An 18,494-nucleotide genomic window follows, 5' to 3' on the forward strand; every position below is an offset into this window, starting at 1 on the left:
ACAGGCTCCTAGCGTTTGATAATCACCGAGCTGCCGTGGCCGAAAAGACCCTGGTTAGCGGTGATGCCCACCCTGGCACCCTCCACCTGACGGTCGCCGGACTGGCCCCGCAACTGCCAGGTCAGCTCACAAACCTGTGCCAGGGCCTGGGCCGGCACTGCCTCGCCAAAGCAGGCCAGGCCGCCCGAGACATTGACCGGGATGCGTCCGCCCAGGGCAGTATCACCCCGGCGCAGCCACTGTGCCGCTTCGCCCCTGGGGGTTAACTGCAGGTCTTCAATCCAGTCCAGTTCCAGCGCCGTTGACAGGTCATAGACCTCTGCCAGGTCCACATCTTCCGGGCCAATACCTGCTTCTTCATAGGCCTTAACCGGTAGCGAGGCACGGAAACTTTGGGCTTCAATGCCCGCCGCCGCTGCCGAATCGGTGGCTATGTCGGGCATTTCCACAACGGCGCTGGCAAAGCTGGGGGTCACGGTGGAAATGGCGGCGATGCGCGGGGCGTCGCCTTTACCGATCCTGCGCGCATAGTCGAGACTGCATACGATCAGTGCGGCGCCGCCGTCACTGGTGGCGCAGATATCCATTAACCGCAGGGGGTCCGCGACCATGGCCGATGCCGCAACGTCCTCTGCCGTAAAGCACTTGCGATAGCGGGCACGTGGATTCTTGCTGCCGACCAGGGAGTTCTTCACCTTGACCGCGGCAAAGTCATCCAGTGTGTCGCCATAGAGATCCATCCGGCGCCGCGCGTACAGGGCAAAGTAAGTGGGATTGGTGATTCCCAGGTAAAACCGTACCCAATCCGGATCCTCAGGGCGATAGCCACCCGCAGGTGCCAGGAAGCCCTTGGGCGTGGTGTCCGCGCCCACTACCAGGGCTACCTCGCAGTCGCCGGCCATGATCTTGTTGCGCGCCGCAGCCAGCGCCTGGGAGCCTGAAGCACAGGCAGCATAGGACGTATTGACTTCCGTGCCCTGCCAGCCAAGGGCCTGGGCGAAGGTGGCGCCGGCAACATAACCGGGGTAGCCGCAGCGCACGGTGGCACCACCTGATACAAAGCTGACCTCGCGCCAGGAAATGCCTGCGTCGGCGAGTGCCTCGCGCGCTGCGGCGACACCGTACTCAACAAAATTATGTCCCCATTTGCCCCAGGGGTGCATGCCTGCCCCGATAATAACGACTTCACGGCTCATTGGGCATTACCTCCGGTGATGGCTGCGGCCATTGGTCGCCACTTCCAGGTGACCTTGATGTCTTCTTCCGTCTCGTGCAGGGTTTCCAGCACCAGTTCCATGTCCATGCCTACCTTGAGGTCGCTCACATCAACACCGGTGATCACCTGGCCCAGGATTGTCATCTGTTCATGCTCAAGTTCCACCGCGGCAATGGTGTAGGGCACAAAGGGCTCCGCTGCCACAAAGGGCGCGGGCGGTTTGTAACAGGCATTGGTGTAGCTCCACAGGCGCCCGGTGCGGCTTAGCAGTGCCTCGCGAAACTCGGTACTGTCGCAATCGGGGTTCCGGCAATAGCGGTTTTGCGCAGGGAAGAAATAGGTCTCGCAGTGGCAGCACTGGCTGCCGATCAGCTGGGGCTGCTCGTCCATTGTGAACCACCCTTCGATCGCGGGCGCCAGGGGTTTGTTACTCATGAGTTAACTCCAGTGATAGGCGGGTGCAGGGTACTCCGGCAGATCCTCGGCAGGCAAGACAGATGCGGGCCCCGGCACTCGCGGTTCAGAAAATTGGTCCTCCCCGCCTTGCATCGCCGGGATAACACCGCTGGTGATCAACTTGAGTGACAATAGACGTCTTTTCCAGCGACAGGAAGTATGGCGATGAAAGTTTATGCGATGACAGGGGGAGCCACCGGTATCGGTGCTGCACTTCGGCAGCAATTGGCGGATGCGGGCCACCGGGTAATTTCAGTTGATATCCGGGAGGGCGACATCATCGCCGACCTGTCTACTGCTGCGGGTCGCGAGACTGCGTTGACGGGTGTACGCGAGCTGGCAGCCGATGGGCTTGATGGTTTTATTGCCTGCGCGGGCCTGCCCCCTGTGGCCCCCGTGCAGCTTATCGCCTCGGTTAACTATTTTGCCGCGGTAGAAATGGCTGCCGGCCTCAAGGACCTGGTGGGCATGCGCCGGGGCACGGTATTGCTGGTCGCCTCCAACTCGGCGCCGATGATCGAGAATGACCACCCGTTTGTGCAATCCTGTCTCGCCGCAGACGAGCAGGCCACGCTGGCGTCGCTGGCCGACCTGAACGGGCAGTCGGTTTATGCCGGTTCCAAGCGGGCACTGACGGTGTGGATGCGGCGCAACGTTGTCGCCTGGGCAAAAGCCGGTGTGCGGCTTAATGCCGTCGCCCCGGGCATCACCCTGACACCGCTCACGGCGCAGGTATTCGCCGATCCGGAGCTGGGCGATGTGATGCGCCAGTTTGGCGAGAGTGTGCCCTGGGGAGAGGCCGCCCAGCCGGGGCAGATCGCCAATGTAATGCGTTTCATGCTGAGCGAGGAGGCGGATTTTGTGTGTGGCTCGGTATTTTTCGTGGACGGCGGCTCCGATGCCATGCTGCGCAGCGACCAGTTCTGATCAGCGTCCCGTGCTGATCAGGAGCCGGGCTGCGCTTCCCGCTTTGTTTCCGCATTGTTGATAACGGCGGCCAGCTCACTGCCCAGTGACTGCAAGAGGTCGCTGTAGGCAGCGGCGGCGTCTGCCGGTTGCCAGTTGGCATCGGGCAGGGCCCGGGACAGGCGACTGATGCGGCGTTCGATATCACGGTTCGCTGCCGGCCGGCTAACGCGCCATTCAGCCACCAGCTCGGCGCGCTGGTTGTGGATATCCAGGGACAGCAACCACACCTGTACCGCATAGTCGGGGACATCGCTGCGCGCCCAGGGATGCGGGCGGATATTATGGCTGCCCAGCTCCGCGGACAGGTTGAGGCTGAGCACCCGCTGAATGCCCTCGGCCAGCGGTTCGGCCCAGCGATCGTAGTCGGCAAGTCGCAACTGATTGCTGCCGCGGGTGAAAACCATGCTGGTGCGGTTCAGGTATTCGGGAATGGTGATCGGGCCGATACCCAGGGCAGGTCCATCACCAGCCACCCCGTCGGCGACCCGGGCATTCAGCAGATAGTAGTTGTACGAAGGTGAAGAGGCACAGCCGGCCAGCAGCAAGGCACCCAGTAGTACTCCCAGCGACGTTAATCTAATGGTCATGGCTAGTTCCTGCTTTTTCCCCGGAGCAGCGACTCGGGTTGCTCCTCCAGGGTTTTTGCCAATAGTTGCAGGGCCTGTGCGGCCTGCGCCAGTTCTCGCAGAGCGGTGTTGAGTTCGTAGGTGGTGGCCGAGTCCGAAGAGACCAGGGCGTCGATCTCTGCCATGGCACCGGCAAACGCGTCGGTCGCGGCCTGCACAGTGGCCAGGCTCTGGGTGACGGTCGCGGTTATCCGGGGTAACTCATCGCCCATGTCGTTGACCAGCAGCTCGGTGCTGGATAGCACTTGCTCCAGGCGGGGCCCGACTGTTCCGACCGTGATCCGCACGTCCTCGCTCAGCAGCTCCAGGGAAGCCAGGCTGTCCGCAAGTTGCTGCGGTAGCTGCTGGAAATCATCCTGGTCGATAAAGGCACTGAGTCCCGCGGCAATAGTCTGTACGTCCGTGGCGATCCGGGCAATATCCAGGGACTCAATCTGCCGGGTCAGTTTTTCCAGCCCGGTAGGCGTGGTTGGAATCTGGGTGTAGGGACTGTCAATCCGGCTGAGATCGGCCGGGGCATCCGGATGAAAGTCCAGCGAGACATAGAGTAAACCGGTCAGCAGGCTCTGCATGTTCAGCTGCGCGCGCAGGCCCCGGTCGATCAGGTCATCTATGACACGGTCTGTGCCGCTGCTTTCGCGCTGGATGTTGGCACTGGAAATCTGTGCCTCGACCAGCATGATGATATTGGTCCCGTTGTTTTCAAGCATGAGGTTGATGGCGGTTACCTGCCCGATTTCCACCCCGCGCAGCGCTACCGGTGCGCCGACGGAGAGACCCTTTACCGAGCTGTCGAAGGCCATCACGACCTTGTCGCGGTCTCCGCCCAGGCCCGAGCCGAGCACGAACAGCACCGTAATCAGTGCTATCAGCAGGCCGCCAAGGACAAAGCCGCCGATGGCGACACTGTGTGTGTTGTCGTCACTCATTGGCAGGTTCCTCCTGGTGTTCAGTGCTGCGAGACAGGAATTGTCGCACAATCGGTTGCTCGCTGTGGTCTCGCAGCATCCTGGGATCACCATAGTCGAGCATGGTGTGGCTGTCGGCATCCAGGTAAACGGAATTGGTGGCGATTTCGAAAATGCTGGCGAGTTCGTGGCTGACCATTACCACCGTTGCGCCTATGGATTCCTTCAGTTGTGCGATAAGCTCATCCAGCAGGCGCGAACTGATCGGGTCAAGCCCGGCCGAAGGCTCGTCAAAAAACAGGATATCGGGATCCAGGGCGATCGCCCTGGCCAGTGCTGCGCGTTTTTCCATGCCACCGCTGATCTCCGCCGGGAAATAGCCCTCAAAGCCGCCAAGCCCGACCAGGGACAATTTGTAATCCACCACATCGCGAATTTCGGCTGCGGTATAATCCGTGTACAGCTGCAGCGGCAGGCTGATGTTCTGCGCCAGGGTCATGGCCCCGAACAGGCCGCCGGACTGATAGGTGATCCCCCAGCGGCGACGCATGACATCGCGTTCGGCATTGGTTGCCCGGGTGAAACTCTCGCCCCGATATAAAATTTCGCCCCTGGCGGGTTCGATCAGTCCCAGCATATGTTTGAGCAAAGTGCTCTTGCCACAACCGCTGCCGCCGATGATGACGAAAATATCACCACGTTTGATATCAAAGTTGAGGTCCCGTTGCACGACATTGGCACCAAAAGCCATGGTCAGGTCGCGCACCTCGATGTCAACCGCGGTATCGTCAGTCATCAAATATCCAGTTGCTGGCAGAGAATGTTAATTGCAGCATCCGCCACAATCAGGTAAATCAGGGATGTCACCACGGCCTGGGTCGCCGCCTGGCCCACCGCCGCAGAATCGCGGCCCGACTGGATTCCGGCCCGGCAGCCGGCAATGGCAATGAGTGCGCCGAACACCACACTTTTTGTCAGGCCGATCCCGATGTGGGTCAGGCTTACCGCATCGCTGGCATGGCCGGCATACTGGAGCATGGAGATGCCCATGCCGGCGGATACAAGCGCCCCGCCCAGGATGCCCAGGAGGTTGGCATAGATTGTGAGTAGCGGCATCATCACCAGCAGGGCCAGAATGCGCGGGGTCACCAGAAACTCAATGGGTGAGATGCCCATGGTGATGATCGCATCGATTTCTTCATTGGCCTGCATGGTGCCCAGTTGAGCGGCATAGGCAGCCCCCGTGCGGCCCGCTATCACCACGGCCGTCATCAGTACCCCCATCTCCCGCAGCACGCCGATGACCACCAGGTCCGCCACGTAAATTTCGGCCCCGAACTGTTGCAGCTGGGCTGCGCCGAGATAGGCCAGGATCATGCCCACGAGGAGGCTGGTCAGGCTGATGATAGCGAAGGCGTTGGGGCCGGTCTGGTAGCAAAAGTGCCAGAAATCGACGAAGCGGGTATTGGCCCTGCCACCAAGGAGTCGCCCCAGGGCAATACAGACAGCGCCAAAAAATGCAACGGATTGAACCACGTTGCGGCCTGTCTTTCGCAACAGGGCCAGGGGGTTTCCTATCTGCCACCAGTGCCGGGGGGGCTCACCCTGGCGCTGATGGCGGGGCACGGTAGTGGCAATGTGCAGCAGGCGTTGGGCGCTGTCGGGCAATGCGCTGGCATCGAACTTGATGTCCTGTTGGTCGCAACAGTTACGGCATTGCAGCAGGAAAGCCATGAGCCGTGAGTCCCACTCTCCGAGATTGTCGGTATCCAGGCTGAGCTGCGTCGCCCTGGTGTCGGTCAATTGCGGACGTAGCATTGCAAACCGCGGTAACGTCTGGCCCTGAACCCAGTCTCCGCTGAGTTCAAGAATCGCAGGCTCGCCGCTGTCCGCATCGTGCAGCTCGAAGCGAGGGGAGTCGACTTTCACGCAGTCTCGCCCCGGACCGGTTTAGTGATAGGGTAAGGGCTCAAGCACGGGCTCCATTGCGGCGACGGCTTTTTGGTAAATGGCGGTTACCGGGGTATCGCTGCCGGCCTCCTGGCGCCTGGATATCATGGTGACCGGGAACAGGTAATTGTCAGTCTTCTTGTAGCGCAGAGCGCGGCTTCGACCCGCCCGGTCCTGGTAAATCACCCAGTGCATGTCGAGCTCATCGGCCAGCACATCGCCCAGGATGACGCCCATTGCCTGCAGTTTTTCGGTCTGGGTGGGACGAACCAGGCGCTGGTCGAGCAGTCGCTGCAGCAATTCGAGATCGTGATCGCGCGCGCCGGTAAAGCCCTGGCCGAAGTGGCGACGGGCGAGATCTTCGACGCTCTCTCGCTGGGCCGCCATGTATTGCCGGTCAACCGGCGTCAGTTCGCTGATGCGGGGGGTATCCTGGGCCGCCAGGGGCATGGATAATGCAAGCATAAATAAGAGGCAACGGGACATAATCGTACGCAGTGGGTGTCGATTGGTCATGGTATACTCCTTCGGCGTCGAATTTGAAACAGGGCTGTGTGGCCCCGCGACGATTCATTTTACCGCAATCAGGTTGTTATCCGCTGCCCGGCATGGATAATTGCCCACTTCTTTCACGGGACCGATCATTATGGCCCGTATCCGGCAGATTTCTGGAGTTTGTTCATGATTACCGGCAGTATTGTCGCGCTCGTTACACCCATGCATGCCGATGGCAGTCTCGATTGGGAAGGTCTCGAGCGGCTTCTCGATATGCATATTATAGCCGGCACCAGCGCTATTGGTGCGGTTGGCACCACCGGGGAGAGCGCAACACTCAGCGTTCCCGAACACCTTGAGGTTATTCGCCACTGTGTCCGTTATGTTAACGGCCGCATTCCGGTTATCGCCGGCACCGGTGCCAACTCTACCCGGGAAGCGATTGAACTGACCACGGTTGCCGCAGATAACGGTGCCGATGCCTGCCTGCTGGTGACTCCCTACTATAACCGACCAAGCCAGCGCGGTTTGTACGAACATTTCAGGGCAATTTCCGCAGCCGTGTCGATTCCGCAGATACTTTACAATGTCCCCGGCCGTACCGCGGTTGATATGGATAACGATACCGTGGTGCGCCTGGCGACGCTTCCCAATATTATCGGTATCAAGGACGCCACCGGCGATCTGCCGCGGGTGGCGGACTTCAAGGCCCGCTGTCCGGACGATTTCGCGATTTACTCCGGTGACGATCCCACGGCAATGGAGCTGATACTGGCGGGTGGCCACGGCAATATTTCGGTGACTGCGAATATCGCACCGCGGCAGATCGCCGACTTGTGTCGCTTTGCGCTGGCGGGCGATCGCCAGCAGGCCGCCAGTATCAATGAACGCCTGTCGGGCCTGAACAGGGCCCTGTTCCTGGAAGCCAACCCGATTCCGGTGAAATGGGCGATGCAACAGCGCGGGTTAATTGAGTCGGGTATTCGTTTACCCTTGACGCCACTGGATGAGCGCTACCATGCGCAGGTCCTGGCAGCTTTGGAGGCAGCGGGAATTTAATGAAATATTACGGCATGATCATGACGCGTTCGGTTCTGGCGGTGGCACTGCTGTCGACTGCGAGCGCCTGCAGTTACCTGTTCGGGGATGAGGGCATGTTCCCCGATGAGACGGAGAACTACAAGAAAGCCCGGGAGTTGCCACCGGTAAAGGTGCCCGAGGGTAAGGACGCCAGTGCGCTGCAGGAGATCTACGTCATTCCTCCGGTGAGGGAGGACCTGGTGTTGGCCGGCGAATTTGAAGTGCCGCGACCCACACCGCTGGTGGCCGGGGCCGGTCAGGATGTGGTGCGTATTCAGTCGCTTGGCGATGAAAACTGGGCAGTGGTGGCAATAGCTCCCGGCCAGTTGTGGCCGCAGTTACGCAGCTTCCTGGCGGCGGCAGGGGTCGGCGTAGGTCGGGTCGATGCACAGCTGGGTATCATTGACAGTAACTGGCTGGAGCTTGAGGGGCAGCCGATGGCATCCCGGTTCCGTTTTCGGGTAGAGCAGGGGGTACAACGCGGCAGCAGTGAGCTGCACGTGCTGCAGATGGATCAGGCCGGTGACGTCAACACCTGGCCCGAGCAGTCCGATAATCTTGAGCAGGAAGCCGAGATGTTGCGCGCGGTAGCGCAGTTTATTGCCAACAGCAGCGATTCGGCACCGGTTTCCATGATAGCGGACCGGGCCATGAGCGCCGAGGGCAAAATTACCCTGGAGGAGTCCACACAGGGCTACGCCTATATTCGCCTGGGGCTGCCGTTTACCCGCGCCTGGGCGTCCCTGGCCAAGGCGCTGGAGGATTCCCTGTTCGAGATCACCGACCGCGACCGCAGCACCGGCGTATACTACGTACGCTTCCTGGGTAGCGACGAAGACAGTGAGCGCGGCTGGTTTTCCTCCCTGTTCGGCGGTGACGACGATAATCCCCTGGTGGGTCGTCGTTTTCTGGTCACCGTTGCCGCAGAGGATGAGCGCGCGGTGACTATTCGCCTGGCGCCTCCGGCCGATGCGGAACAACCACTCGCGAAACGTGACGAGCAATCTTTACTGGCACTGATCAAGGGTAATATCAACTAGGAGAGCGGACGCGATGCTGCGTTTTGCGTCCCTCGGTAGCGGCAGTAAAGGCAATGCCACCGTGGTGGCGGCGGGAGATACAGTTGTCCTTATTGACTGTGGCTTCTCGGTGCGGGAGACCGCTCGCCGGCTCGCTACCCTGGGGCTCGCGCCCGAGCAGTTGGATGCCATCCTGGTGACACACGAGCATTCGGACCACAGTGCCGGCGTGGCCCGTTTGGCGCGGCGCCACAATATTCCGGTGTACCTGACCCATGGCACCCTCGGCAGCGGCCGCCTGGATGGCTGTCCACAGGTACACTGTTTTAATTGCGCGGAGCAGTTCCGGATCGGTAGTCTGGACATTGAGGCTGTTGCCGTGCCCCATGATGCCCGGGAGCCCTGTCAGTACCGGCTCAGTTATCTGGGTCGCAGCCTGGGGGTTTTGACTGACCTGGGCAGCATTACAGAGCATGTAGTGGCACGTTTCAGGGGTGTTCAGGCGCTGGTGCTGGAATTCAATCACGATCTCGATATGTTGTGGCAGGGCGCCTACCCGGCAGCACTGAAAAAGCGCGTGGCGGGCGACTGGGGACATCTCAATAACGGCCAGGCCGTGGCTCTACTGCAACAGCTTGGGATCAAGTCCCTGCAGCATCTGGTTGTCGCGCACATCAGCGAGCAGAACAATTGCCCTCAGCAGGCTGCTGCAGAATTGGCGGCGGTGTATGGGCCGCTCGACAGCCGGGTAGTATTTGCCGCCCAGGACAGCGGCTTTGGCTGGCTGGCGCTGACCTGACTTACAGCCTTCGCCGTTACTGGCAGTGACGAGGCAGGGTCACTTTCTCCAGCTGTTGCAGCTGTTCAGGCGCCGGGCAGCGAAGCCCGGGATTACCCCGCAGGTTAAGCACCGCCAGCACCGGCAGATTATACAGGCGGGTCGCGTCTTCAATCCGGTTATTTTCCAGAATCAGGGTGCGCAGCTCCAGCATCACACCCAGCTCCTCAACCCCGCTGATGGCGTTATCTGACAAATCCACATGGCTTAAGCTCGAAAACCGGCCCAGGCCGGTGATGTCCCGTATTCCCGCGCCCTGGCATTCCAGGCGCTGCAGTTCGCCAACACTGCTGATCTTGCGATCATTGATGGCACGTTCAAGACAGCGACGCAGTCCCGGGTCATCGACAGTAAAGTCGTCCAGCAGTGGTCGCGGGCTGTAAACCACGCGCTCGTTGAAGCTCACATCGTACTGCTGGCACCCATTTATGGTAAGCAGTACCAGCAGGCTGGCGGCGAGACGAAAAACCATGGTTGCGACACTCCCTCGGTCAATTACCGGTTGGCAGCTCATGGCGTTGACCATGCGCAGCACTCTATAATGGTACCCGGTACTGCGGATAACAACGAGTAGTGAATGGTTTCTTCGGGAGAATTGGAAGGCATCGACGGTACGGTGGGAGTCAAGCCGGAGAGCACGATCAGTATTGTCCAGCGCGGTAACCTGAAGACGCTGGAGCGCGCGCTGCGCAAACAGTGGCGCCTGGGACAGAATATCGTGTTGTGCTGGAGTGCCGACGAACGCGGCGTACTGGTCATTTTTGTGCCGCATTACTTTCTGGGTAATTACTGCGCCCGGCTGGATGAAGGACCGGACAATGAGGCTTTCATTCGCGAGCTGATTTCGGGGCAGCGCCGCAAACGCCGCAAGGAACTCTTTGCCATTGCCGAGCGTCTCGATATCGCCCCCGGTTTCATCAAGCTCGACGCGCCACTGGTGGAAGAAGAGCCGGTTATCAGCGGCGTCGAACAATTGATCAAACGTTACGGGCTTAGCTATGTCAGCGACCGCGCAGTATTGCTGTTTGATATCGCGGAATTTGCCTTGTCCACCCCGTTTCAGCAGGCCAGCCAACTCAACAGCTTGTCGTATTCGCTGAATTCGGCATACAACAAACTGCTGACCAAGGGCATAGAGGTTAATTTTTCGAGAACCACGACCGGCGACGGTTATTATGTCTGGAATCGGGACCTGGGCCCGGAAGCCAATCGTAACCTGCTGTTTTTCATGCTTCTGGTGGTGGCTGACAATGCCGCCGCCCGGGCAGCCTCGCGAGGCAACACGGTGCCGGTTATTCGCACCGGCTATCATATCGGTAGTCACTACGAGCTGTACCAGGCCGAGGGAGTCAATCCGACAATCCACAGTTATATCGTTGGCGATGTCACCATAGAATTGTCGCGCATGCTGGACCTGGCCATGCCTGGCCAGATCCTCATCGGCCACTTCGAATGCTGTCTTCCCGCCGCTGTCGAGGGTGTGGCGGAGTTGCCGGGACGGGTGCTTGCTCCGGTCTTTATCAGCCATTGCCGACATACCCTGGCCGCGCTCAACGGGGTGCAACTGGCCGGCAAGTCGATCGGCCATATCAGCTGTCAGCTCACCGGCGCGAGGGACCCCGGCGACCGTCGCGCGGCGCGCCGTTTTATTATCATCGACAAACACGGTCTTTCACGGCATGCGTACAATCTGGAAACCGGTATTGAACTGGACGATACGACGCTCGCCCTCGGGCTTGATGCGGCTGCACTACCCGGGCCGGTAACAGCGGCTCCCCCGGGTGTTATTGAGCGAAGGCAGGCGGTAGCCAATGGCGGATATAACCTGTCCGGATACGCCGACCAGGCACTCAGGCAGGGTGAAGAGTTGGCGGTTATGCTCCAGCGGCGTCGTTACGTGGCATCCATCAGTGAAGACTGAATCTTTGCAGCGGTCCATGGATGTATCGGGCCCGGTTATTGCGGTTCAGCCGGTGTTGCCGGTGTTGCAGGCAAAAGCGGCTGAACTGGCGCAGCGCCTGGGCCTGCCATTGCTCAACGCAGGCCAGGTAGACCTTCCGGGTACGCTTGTCGGTTTGTTGCTGGTGGGTCCCGAGGGCCTCGCGCTGCGGGCACCGGGTAAGTCAGCACCCGGTGCCATTGCAGTGGATTTTGGCGCCGGGGCAATGCGTCACCGGCGGCGAGGTGGCCAGAACGAGTTGCTTGGCCGCGCAGTCGGTGTGGGCAAGAAACCCGCGCTGCAGGTGTTGGACGCCACCGCGGGCCTGGGGCGGGATGCGTTTGTGCTGGCCGATCTCGGCTGCCGGGTCACTCTGGTAGAACGGGAGCCGGTGGTTGCGGCACTACTGGAGTGCGGCCTGGCGCGTGCCAGCGCTGCGCAGGAACCCTGGTTGCGAGAGGTTGCGGCGAGAATGAGACTGCTGACCGGTGAGGCGTGCAGCCTGGCTGCCTCAAGCCTGGGGGAGCTGGATGTTATTTACCTGGATCCGATGTTTCCGCAACGGGACAAGAGTGCTGCGGTGAAAAAGGAAATGGCCCTGTTTCAGGCCCTGTTTGATAATGGAGATGCCACCGCTGAGCCCGCCGGACTGTTGGCGTGGGCGCTGCGCTGCCCGGTTGCACGGGTGGTGGTCAAGCGACCGCTGAAGGCCGCGCCACTGGCTGGCATTCCTCCGTCACACAGTATTCGCGGCAAGGCGGTACGTTACGATGTGCACGTGTTGCAGAGTTTGAAGGCAGCCTGAACGCAGCGTTTTACTTTTACTGGCGCCGGGCGGGTATCCGGAACAGGCGGCGGGTGATCAGCGACTGGAACAGCGGGTCCAGCCAGCGATAAAGTCGCCCGGAAAGGTACACCGGTTTGCCTTTTTCCACTGCCCGGATGCCCTCGCGAACCACAACCTCGGCGTCATACCAGATAAACCCCGGCGTGCCGTTTTTCATGTCCTGCAACCCCGCGGTACTGTGGAAGTCAGTATGGGTATAGCCTGGGCACAGGGCGCATACGTTAACACCGCTGCCATGCAGGGTCACCGCGAGATCTTCTGACAGCGCTATGAGATAGGCTTTGCTGGGGCCGTAATTACAGCCGCCCACCCGGGGGATGCGCCCGGCGACAGAGGCAATATTGATTACCCTGCCGAAGCCCCGCTCGCGCATGCCGGGAATGAACAGATGGCACAGTTCTGCCACCGCCAGCATCATCAGCTGGAAAAAAGCCTGTTGTTCCGCCCAGTCGCGGTCGGTGAGCAAATCGGGGCCGGCGATACCGGCATTGTTTACCAGGAAGTCGATGTTGATTCCCTGTTGCTGCACAGTGTCATAGAGTGCCTGCGGTGCAGCAGCGGTTGCCAGGTCGGCGGGTACGATCAGTACGTCGTTGGAATACGTATCCTGCAAGGACTTCGCCAGCGCCTGGAGTTTGTCCTCGCGGCGGGCTACCAGTACCAGGTTGTAGCCCATAGCTGCGAGCTGGCGCGCAAACTCCGCCCCCAGTCCTGCCGATGCGCCGGTTACCAGAGCGGTGCGCTTGCCTGTCATGCGGTGTCTCCTGGAAATTAGCCTTGGATACCGATGGTACGATATTACGCAGGCGATTGCCTGCGCGAATTGTGGAGAGGGGGTTGCTACAATGCGAGACCTGACCCCCGACGTGATTAAAGGATAAAGAGCATGGGTAAAAATGGAATGATTGCACTGGTGACAGGGGCTTCCTCGGGACTTGGCGCGGAGTACTGTCGCCAGCTTGCGGGCCGTTGCGAGACGATAATCGCCGTGGCCCGACGCGGCGACAGACTGCAGGCACTGGCTGAAGAGCTGGCGGGCCGGGTGAAGCTGGAGCCGGTGGTTGCCGACCTGGCTACCGTGGAAGGTGTCACCCGGACGGTGGAGGCGCTGCGGCAGAAAGGACCGGTGGATATCCTGGTAAACAACGCAGGGTTCTCTACCTTTGGCGATTTCGGTCGCAGTGAGCTGGAGCCGGAGTTGCAGATGATACGGCTGCACATCGATGCCACCCTGGAGCTTACCCGGGCTGCGGTACCCTTCATGCGCGAACGCGGGGGCGGCCATATTATCAACGTCGCGTCCATTGGCGCCTTTCTTACCATGAAGGACACATCGGTATACGGTGCCAGTAAAGCGTTTCTTCCCCAGTTTTCCCTGTCGCTGCAACACGAGGTGGCGGCTGACCATATTACCGTGCAGTGCCTGTGCCCGGGTTTAACCCGCACGGAAATACACGACACCCCTTATTTCAAGGGCTTCGACAAGACGCGGATGCCCGAGGAGCTGTGGATGGAGGCGGCGCCCGTGGTAGCGGCCAGCCTCGAGGCGCTGGATACCGGCAAGGTTATCGTGGTGCCGGGCGCGGTAAACCGACAGATGGCGCGAGACAGTCTGCAGCAGCTGTTGCAGTCACTGGCAGAGTAGGCGGGTGATAATGCCCTGGTAGAGTCCGGCAAGCCGGGGCAGGTCGGCAGTCCTTACGCACTCGTTGCGCTGGTGAATGGTGGCGTTTACGGGGCCCAGTTCCAGCACCTGGGCACCGGTGGGCGCTATGAACCGGCCATCCGAGGTGCCGCCTGCTGTAGAGAGTTCGGTTTCAAGCCCGGTGGCCTCGCGAATGCAATCAACGACTGCAGCGACCAGTTCACCACTGGCGGTCAGGAAAGGTTCACCGCTCAACTGCCAGTCAATACTGTAATCCAGTGCATGGGCGTCCAGCAGTGTTTCCGTGCGCCGCCGCAGGTCAGCCGCGGTGACCTCTGTGGAAAAACGGAAGTTGAATAACGCAGTCAGTTCGCCGGGGATGACATTGGTGGCACCGGTGCCGCTGTTGATATTGGATATTTGCAGCGAGGTGGCGGGGAAAAAATCATTACCCTGGTCCCAGCGCTGCAGGCTGAGGGCGTGCAGTGCAGGCAGTGCGCGATGGATGGGGTTATCGGCCAGCTGCGGATAGGCGATGTGTCCCTGCACACCCTTTACCGTGAGTACGGCCCCCAGCGAACCCCGTCGCCCGTTCTTGACCACATCGCCCAGCTCGGCGCTGCTCGAGGGTTCGCCTACCAGACACCAGTCAATCTGTTCGCCTTGTTGCCGCAGGTAATCCAGGACCTTGACGGTACCATTGACGGCCGGGCCTTCCTCATCGGCGGTGATCAGGAAACCGATGCGCCCCGGGTGTTCCGGATGGGCGGCGACAAAGTCCTCACAGGCAATAACCATTGCCGCCAGGCTGCCTTTCATGTCTGCCGCGCCGCGACCATAGAGCATGCCATCGCGCAGGGTAGGGCTGAACGGCGCCGAATCCCAGGCCTCTTCAGGCCCGGTGGGTACCACATCCGTGTGGCCGGCGAATACCAGCAGCGGGCCGGAATCACCGCGCACGGCCCAGAAATTGTCCACCTCGCCAAAACGCAGTGGAGTGCACTGAAACCCAATGGCGCGCAGGCGTTGCATCATCAGCACCTGGCAGCCGGCGTCATCGGGCGTTACCGAGGCCCGTTGTATCAGCTCACAGCACAGTTCCAGTGTTCGTTCCACGTCCGGGCTCCCGCTCAGTTATGTGCGTGTAATTCCGCATTCAGTTCGACGGCAGAACGGTTGGTGAGGCACTCCACCGCACCGGTACTGGAGTTGCGTCGAAACAGCAGGCCCGACTGGCCCGCCAGTTCCCGCGCCTTGACCGTTGCCACCGGCTGGCCATCGGCATCGTGCAGGGCCACCCGGGTGCCGGCGGTGACAAACAAACCCGCCTCCACCGTGCAGCGGTCACCCAGCGGTATGCCAATACCCGCGTTGGCGCCGATAAGGCATTCCTTGCCCACGGAAATAATGATGTTGCCGCCCCCCGACAGGGTACCCATGGTGGAACAGCCGCCGCCAAGGTCAGAGCCGCTGCCAACCATTACCCCGGCAGAGATGCGACCTTCGATCATCCCCGGGCCCTCGGTGCCGGCGTTAAAATTGACAAAGCCCTCGTGCATGATCGTGGTGCCCTCACCGAGATAGGCGCCCAGGCGCACCCGTGCGGTGTGTGCAATACGGACTCCACCGGGCACCACGTAGTTGGTCATTTTCGGAAACTTGTCCACGCAGCTCACTTCCAGGACGTCTCCCCGCAAGCGCGCTGCGAGCTGCCGCGCCGGTAGTTCGGCGATATCAATGGCGCCCTCGCTGGTCCACGCCACGTTGGGCAACGTGCTGAATAATCCCTGCAGGTCGGTGTGATGGGGTTTGACCAGGCGGTGTGATAGCAGGTGCAGTTTCAGGTAGGCTTCGGGGACTGTCGCTGGCGGAGTATCCGCGTGCAGCACCACGGCCACTACGGGCGCTTCGCTGGCTACCAGCTGTGCCGCCAACTGCGCCTGGGCAGTCTCGCCCGCTGCGGCCAGCGACTTCTCCAGCTCTGACAGTTGTTCCCGGGAGAGCGGGGTGTTGTTATCACTGGCTGTAATGGCGGCGACCAGTTCCGCCGGCGGCGCCAGTACCGGGTTGGCAAAAAAAACCTCCAGCCACTGGTGCTGGCTGTTGTGGGTACCGATACCAAGGCCGAAGGCAAATACGCTGTCTGTCATTGTTTACTCACAAAGTATGGCTGTTGAAAATGGTGGCGTAGTGGCTGCCGGAGAATCCGCAGTGGCGCTCACGCCCGGTATCCAGCAGAGGTCTCTTCACCAGTGTGGGCTGATCCAGGATCGCCGCCAGCGCGGTGTCCGTGTTCATGTTTTCGCGCTCTGCGGCCGGCAGGGCCTTCCAGCTGGTGCTGCGCTTGTTCACCACAGTCTCCCAGCCGAGCTCCGCGAGCCAGCCGCTCACGGTGTCTGCACTAATCCCGTCCTTGCGCAGGTCGTGAAACCGGTACTCAATACCATGCTGGTCCAGCCAGTTACGGGCCTTTTTCACGGTGTCACAGTTGCTGATTCCGTACAGGGTAATCACGACAGCCTCTTGGGTGGGTAGTGGCGGGCTGCAGAGGATAGCAAAACGGCCGCCGTGGATACAGGTGTACGATGCGTAAATGCCTTGTACGAGGCGCCTCTGTTGTCATGGCCCACTGTCCGGGACCGTCTCGGTTCAGGCTTTGCGGGTTTGTTTGGGGTTTTTGCGTTCGGGATAGCAGGTGCGGCAAATGTCACAGTGTCTGCCATCACAGCTGCGCGCACTGCAGAATTCACGGCCGTAGTAAATGATCTGCAAATGCAGACTGTTCCAGCTCTCCCTCGGGAACAGCCGTTTGAGATCGCGCTCGGTTTGCACCACATTCCTGCCGCTGGTCAGGCCCCAGCGCTGTGCCAGGCGATGGATGTGGGTGTCGACCGCGAAGGCGGGCACGCCGAAGGCCTGGGACAGGACGACACTGGCGGTCTTGTGGCCTACGCCGGGGAGGCGCTCGAGTGCGTCCATATCCGCCGGCACCCGGCCATTGTGTTCAGCAAGCAGGATTTCGCTGAGCTGCTTGATGGCGCGGGATTTTTTCGGTGACAGGCCACAGGGGCGGATGATCTCGCGGATCTGCTCAACGTCCAGTTCCGCCATCGCTGCCGGGGTCGAGGCGAGCCTGAACAGGGCCGGGGTCACCTGGTTAACCCGCTCGTCCGTGCACTGGGCGCTGAGCAGGACCGCGATCAACAGCGTGAACGGGTCCCGGTGCTGCAGGGGTATGGGTGGCTGGGGATAGAGTTCCCGCAGCCTTTTCAGGATAAAGGCCACTCGCTCCGGTTTGCTCAACACGGCGTTACAGTGCCTCCAGGCAGCGTGCAATACGTTGCGCCGCTTCAACGCAGTCCTCATGGGAGGCCACCAGGGCCATGCGCACCCTGTTTTCGCCAGGGTTACCGGTAGCGGTATTCCGCGCCAGGTATTGCCCCGGCACTACCGTCACATGCTCGCGCTGGTAAAGGCGGCGTGCGAACTCGGTATCGCTTATCGGTGTGCGCGGCCATAAATAAAATCCGCCATCCGGGCGAATTACGTCCAGTTTGTCGCCCAGAATCGCCAGTACGTCGTCAAATTTTTCCCGGTACAGCTGGCGGTTGGCCAGTACATGTGACTCATCAGCCCAGGCGGCGGCACTGGCATGCTGGTGATGCAGGGGCATGGCGCAGCCGTGATAGGTCCGGTACTTGAGGAAATCCGCCAGCACCCGGGCGTCGCCGGCCACAAAACCCGAGCGCAGGCCGGGCAGGTTGGAGCGTTTGGACAGGCTATGGAATACCACGCAACGGCGGTAGTCATCATTGCCCATGGCGGCACAGGCCTGGAGCAGGCCGGGTGGTGGTTGTGCCTCGTCGCCGTAGATTTCGGAATAGCACTCGTCGCTGGCAATGATAAAGTCATGGCGCTCGGCGAGATCAACCAGATGCTGTAATTGCGCCAGGGACATCACGGCACCGCTGGGGTTGCCGGGGGTGCAGATATAGAGCAGCTGGCAGCGTTGCCAGACAGCGTCGGGCACGCCGGCAAAGTCCGGCAGGAAGCCGCTTTCCGCCGTCGCGTTAATGAAACCGGCCTCCGCGCCGGCGAGTAACGCGGCGCCTTCATAAATCTGGTAGAACGGATTGGGGCTCAGTACCAGCGCCTGTGGGCTCGCGGTGACGGTAGCCTGGGCAAAGGCAAACAGCGCTTCCCGGGTACCGTTTACCGGCAACACCTGGGATTGGGGGTCCACCTGCAGCAAGCCGAAGCGCCGCTGTAACCATCCGGCTATCGTTTCCCGCAGGGTGTCTTCACCCCGGGTGGCGGGATAGTTGGCAAGCAGCGGCAGCCGGACGGCCACCGCATCCAGTACAAACTGGGGGGAAGCGTGACGCGGTTCACCGATGGACAGGGCAATGGCAGTGCGGTCCGCTGCCGGCGTCAGGTCGGCGAACAGGTTGCGCAGCTTTTCGAATGGGTAGGGTTGCAGGTGTTCGAGAAGGGCGTTCATGGTGC

Annotated in this window: 21 protein-coding genes; 7 read left to right on the forward strand and 14 right to left on the reverse strand. The window is 60.8% G+C overall.

The features are described 5' to 3' along the window. Positions 1–8: 8 nt before the first annotated feature. Both CWI75_RS06025 and CWI75_RS06030 read right to left on the reverse strand, forming a co-directional pair. Positions 9–1,196, reverse strand: a complete 1,188-nt coding sequence (locus tag CWI75_RS06025; protein ID WP_101520588.1) for a lipid-transfer protein — start codon at positions 1,194–1,196, stop codon at positions 9–11. Next, on the reverse strand, positions 1,193–1,651 hold the full coding sequence (locus CWI75_RS06030; protein WP_101520589.1) for a Zn-ribbon domain-containing OB-fold protein: 459 nt from the start codon (positions 1,649–1,651) through the stop codon (positions 1,193–1,195). The genes CWI75_RS06025 and CWI75_RS06030 overlap by 4 nt, the downstream gene beginning before the upstream one ends. A 186-nt stretch (positions 1,652–1,837) precedes the next feature. Between CWI75_RS06030 and CWI75_RS06035 the strand changes: the two genes are divergently transcribed. Then, the gene (locus CWI75_RS06035; RefSeq protein ID WP_162300006.1) at positions 1,838–2,599 is read left to right on the forward strand and encodes an SDR family oxidoreductase; all 762 of its coding nucleotides are present in this window, start codon (positions 1,838–1,840) and stop codon (positions 2,597–2,599) included. A gap of 17 nt (positions 2,600–2,616) precedes the next feature. Here the strand turns inward: CWI75_RS06035 and CWI75_RS06040 are convergent, their stop codons facing one another. Genes CWI75_RS06040 through CWI75_RS06060 form a run of 5 tightly spaced genes read right to left on the reverse strand, consistent with a single transcriptional unit; the run spans position 2,617 to position 6,641 of the window. After that, positions 2,617–3,228, reverse strand: a complete 612-nt coding sequence (locus CWI75_RS06040; RefSeq protein ID WP_101520591.1) for a PqiC family protein — start codon at positions 3,226–3,228, stop codon at positions 2,617–2,619. Positions 3,229–3,230: 2 nt separating this feature from the next. Continuing rightward, positions 3,231–4,196, reverse strand: coding sequence for an MlaD family protein (locus CWI75_RS06045; RefSeq protein WP_162300007.1), 966 nt, complete (start codon positions 4,194–4,196; stop codon positions 3,231–3,233). Then, positions 4,189–4,971 carry an ABC transporter ATP-binding protein gene (locus tag CWI75_RS06050; protein ID WP_101520593.1) on the reverse strand — a complete coding sequence of 261 codons (783 nt, stop codon included), beginning with the start codon at positions 4,969–4,971 and terminating at the stop codon, positions 4,189–4,191. Before CWI75_RS06050 ends, CWI75_RS06045 begins: the two co-directional genes overlap by 8 nt. Beyond that, positions 4,971–6,104, reverse strand: coding sequence for an MlaE family ABC transporter permease (locus CWI75_RS06055; RefSeq protein WP_241521092.1), 1,134 nt, complete (start codon positions 6,102–6,104; stop codon positions 4,971–4,973). Before CWI75_RS06055 ends, CWI75_RS06050 begins: the two co-directional genes overlap by 1 nt. A gap of 21 nt (positions 6,105–6,125) precedes the next feature. Continuing rightward, positions 6,126–6,641 (reverse strand): DUF3806 domain-containing protein, encoded by a 516-nt coding sequence (locus CWI75_RS06060; protein WP_241521093.1) that lies wholly within the window; start codon positions 6,639–6,641, stop codon positions 6,126–6,128. 165 nt (positions 6,642–6,806) lie between these two features. Between CWI75_RS06060 and dapA the strand changes: the two genes are divergently transcribed. From dapA to CWI75_RS06075, 3 genes are read left to right on the forward strand one after another with little or no spacing between them, the layout of a single operon-like run. Continuing rightward, a complete protein-coding gene (gene dapA, locus CWI75_RS06065) occupies positions 6,807–7,679 on the forward strand; it encodes a 4-hydroxy-tetrahydrodipicolinate synthase (RefSeq protein ID WP_101520594.1) in 873 nt (290 codons plus the stop codon). Next, positions 7,679–8,740 (forward strand): outer membrane protein assembly factor BamC, encoded by a 1,062-nt coding sequence (bamC, locus tag CWI75_RS06070; RefSeq protein WP_241521094.1) that lies wholly within the window; start codon positions 7,679–7,681, stop codon positions 8,738–8,740. Before dapA ends, bamC begins: the two co-directional genes overlap by 1 nt. A 13-nt stretch (positions 8,741–8,753) precedes the next feature. Further along, positions 8,754–9,518, forward strand: a complete 765-nt coding sequence (locus CWI75_RS06075) for an MBL fold metallo-hydrolase (RefSeq protein ID WP_101520595.1) — start codon at positions 8,754–8,756, stop codon at positions 9,516–9,518. Between the two features lie 16 nt (positions 9,519–9,534). On the opposite strand, the gene CWI75_RS06080 is transcribed toward CWI75_RS06075, so the two are convergent. Beyond that, entirely contained in the window at positions 9,535–10,029 is a 495-nt protein-coding gene (locus tag CWI75_RS06080) for a hypothetical protein (protein ID WP_146003555.1), read from the reverse strand. 105 nt (positions 10,030–10,134) lie between these two features. Here CWI75_RS06080 and CWI75_RS06085 point away from each other — a divergent pair, with 105 nt between their 5' ends. Both CWI75_RS06085 and CWI75_RS06090 read left to right on the forward strand, forming a co-directional pair. After that, entirely contained in the window at positions 10,135–11,478 is a 1,344-nt protein-coding gene (locus CWI75_RS06085; protein ID WP_175580199.1) for a hypothetical protein, read from the forward strand. After that, positions 11,468–12,301, forward strand: a complete 834-nt coding sequence (locus CWI75_RS06090) for a class I SAM-dependent methyltransferase (RefSeq protein ID WP_241521095.1) — start codon at positions 11,468–11,470, stop codon at positions 12,299–12,301. The genes CWI75_RS06085 and CWI75_RS06090 overlap by 11 nt, the downstream gene beginning before the upstream one ends. 16 nt (positions 12,302–12,317) lie before the next feature. On the opposite strand, the gene CWI75_RS06095 is transcribed toward CWI75_RS06090, so the two are convergent. Next, positions 12,318–13,097, reverse strand: coding sequence for an SDR family NAD(P)-dependent oxidoreductase (locus CWI75_RS06095; RefSeq protein ID WP_101520598.1), 780 nt, complete (start codon positions 13,095–13,097; stop codon positions 12,318–12,320). A 132-nt stretch (positions 13,098–13,229) separates the two neighbouring features. On the opposite strand from CWI75_RS06095, the gene CWI75_RS06100 reads away from it, so the two are divergent. Then, the gene (locus tag CWI75_RS06100) at positions 13,230–13,988 is read left to right on the forward strand and encodes an SDR family NAD(P)-dependent oxidoreductase (RefSeq protein ID WP_101520599.1); all 759 of its coding nucleotides are present in this window, start codon (positions 13,230–13,232) and stop codon (positions 13,986–13,988) included. On the opposite strand, the gene dapE is transcribed toward CWI75_RS06100, so the two are convergent. The 5 genes from dapE to dapC form a co-directional block, all read right to left on the reverse strand. Further along, positions 13,974–15,104, reverse strand: a complete 1,131-nt coding sequence (gene dapE / locus CWI75_RS06105; protein WP_101520600.1) for a succinyl-diaminopimelate desuccinylase — start codon at positions 15,102–15,104, stop codon at positions 13,974–13,976. The two genes, CWI75_RS06100 and dapE, sit on opposite strands and share 15 nt — an antisense overlap. A 14-nt stretch (positions 15,105–15,118) precedes the next feature. Next, the gene (gene dapD, locus CWI75_RS06110; RefSeq protein ID WP_101520601.1) at positions 15,119–16,138 is read right to left on the reverse strand and encodes a 2,3,4,5-tetrahydropyridine-2,6-dicarboxylate N-succinyltransferase; all 1,020 of its coding nucleotides are present in this window, start codon (positions 16,136–16,138) and stop codon (positions 15,119–15,121) included. A gap of 7 nt (positions 16,139–16,145) precedes the next feature. After that, positions 16,146–16,502 (reverse strand): ArsC family reductase, encoded by a 357-nt coding sequence (locus CWI75_RS06115; protein ID WP_101520602.1) that lies wholly within the window; start codon positions 16,500–16,502, stop codon positions 16,146–16,148. Positions 16,503–16,637: 135 nt separating this feature from the next. Beyond that, positions 16,638–17,291: an endonuclease III gene (gene nth / locus CWI75_RS06120; RefSeq protein WP_241521131.1), complete on the reverse strand. Its 654-nt coding sequence runs from the start codon at positions 17,289–17,291 to the stop codon at positions 16,638–16,640. A gap of 7 nt (positions 17,292–17,298) precedes the next feature. Next, positions 17,299–18,489: a succinyldiaminopimelate transaminase gene (gene dapC, locus CWI75_RS06125; RefSeq protein WP_101520604.1), complete on the reverse strand. Its 1,191-nt coding sequence runs from the start codon at positions 18,487–18,489 to the stop codon at positions 17,299–17,301. Between the last annotated feature and the right edge of the window lie 5 nt (positions 18,490–18,494).

Origin of the sequence: Kineobactrum sediminis (assembly GCF_002868715.1) — a bacterium.
Lineage (GTDB): Bacteria > Pseudomonadota > Gammaproteobacteria > Pseudomonadales > Halieaceae > Kineobactrum > Kineobactrum sediminis.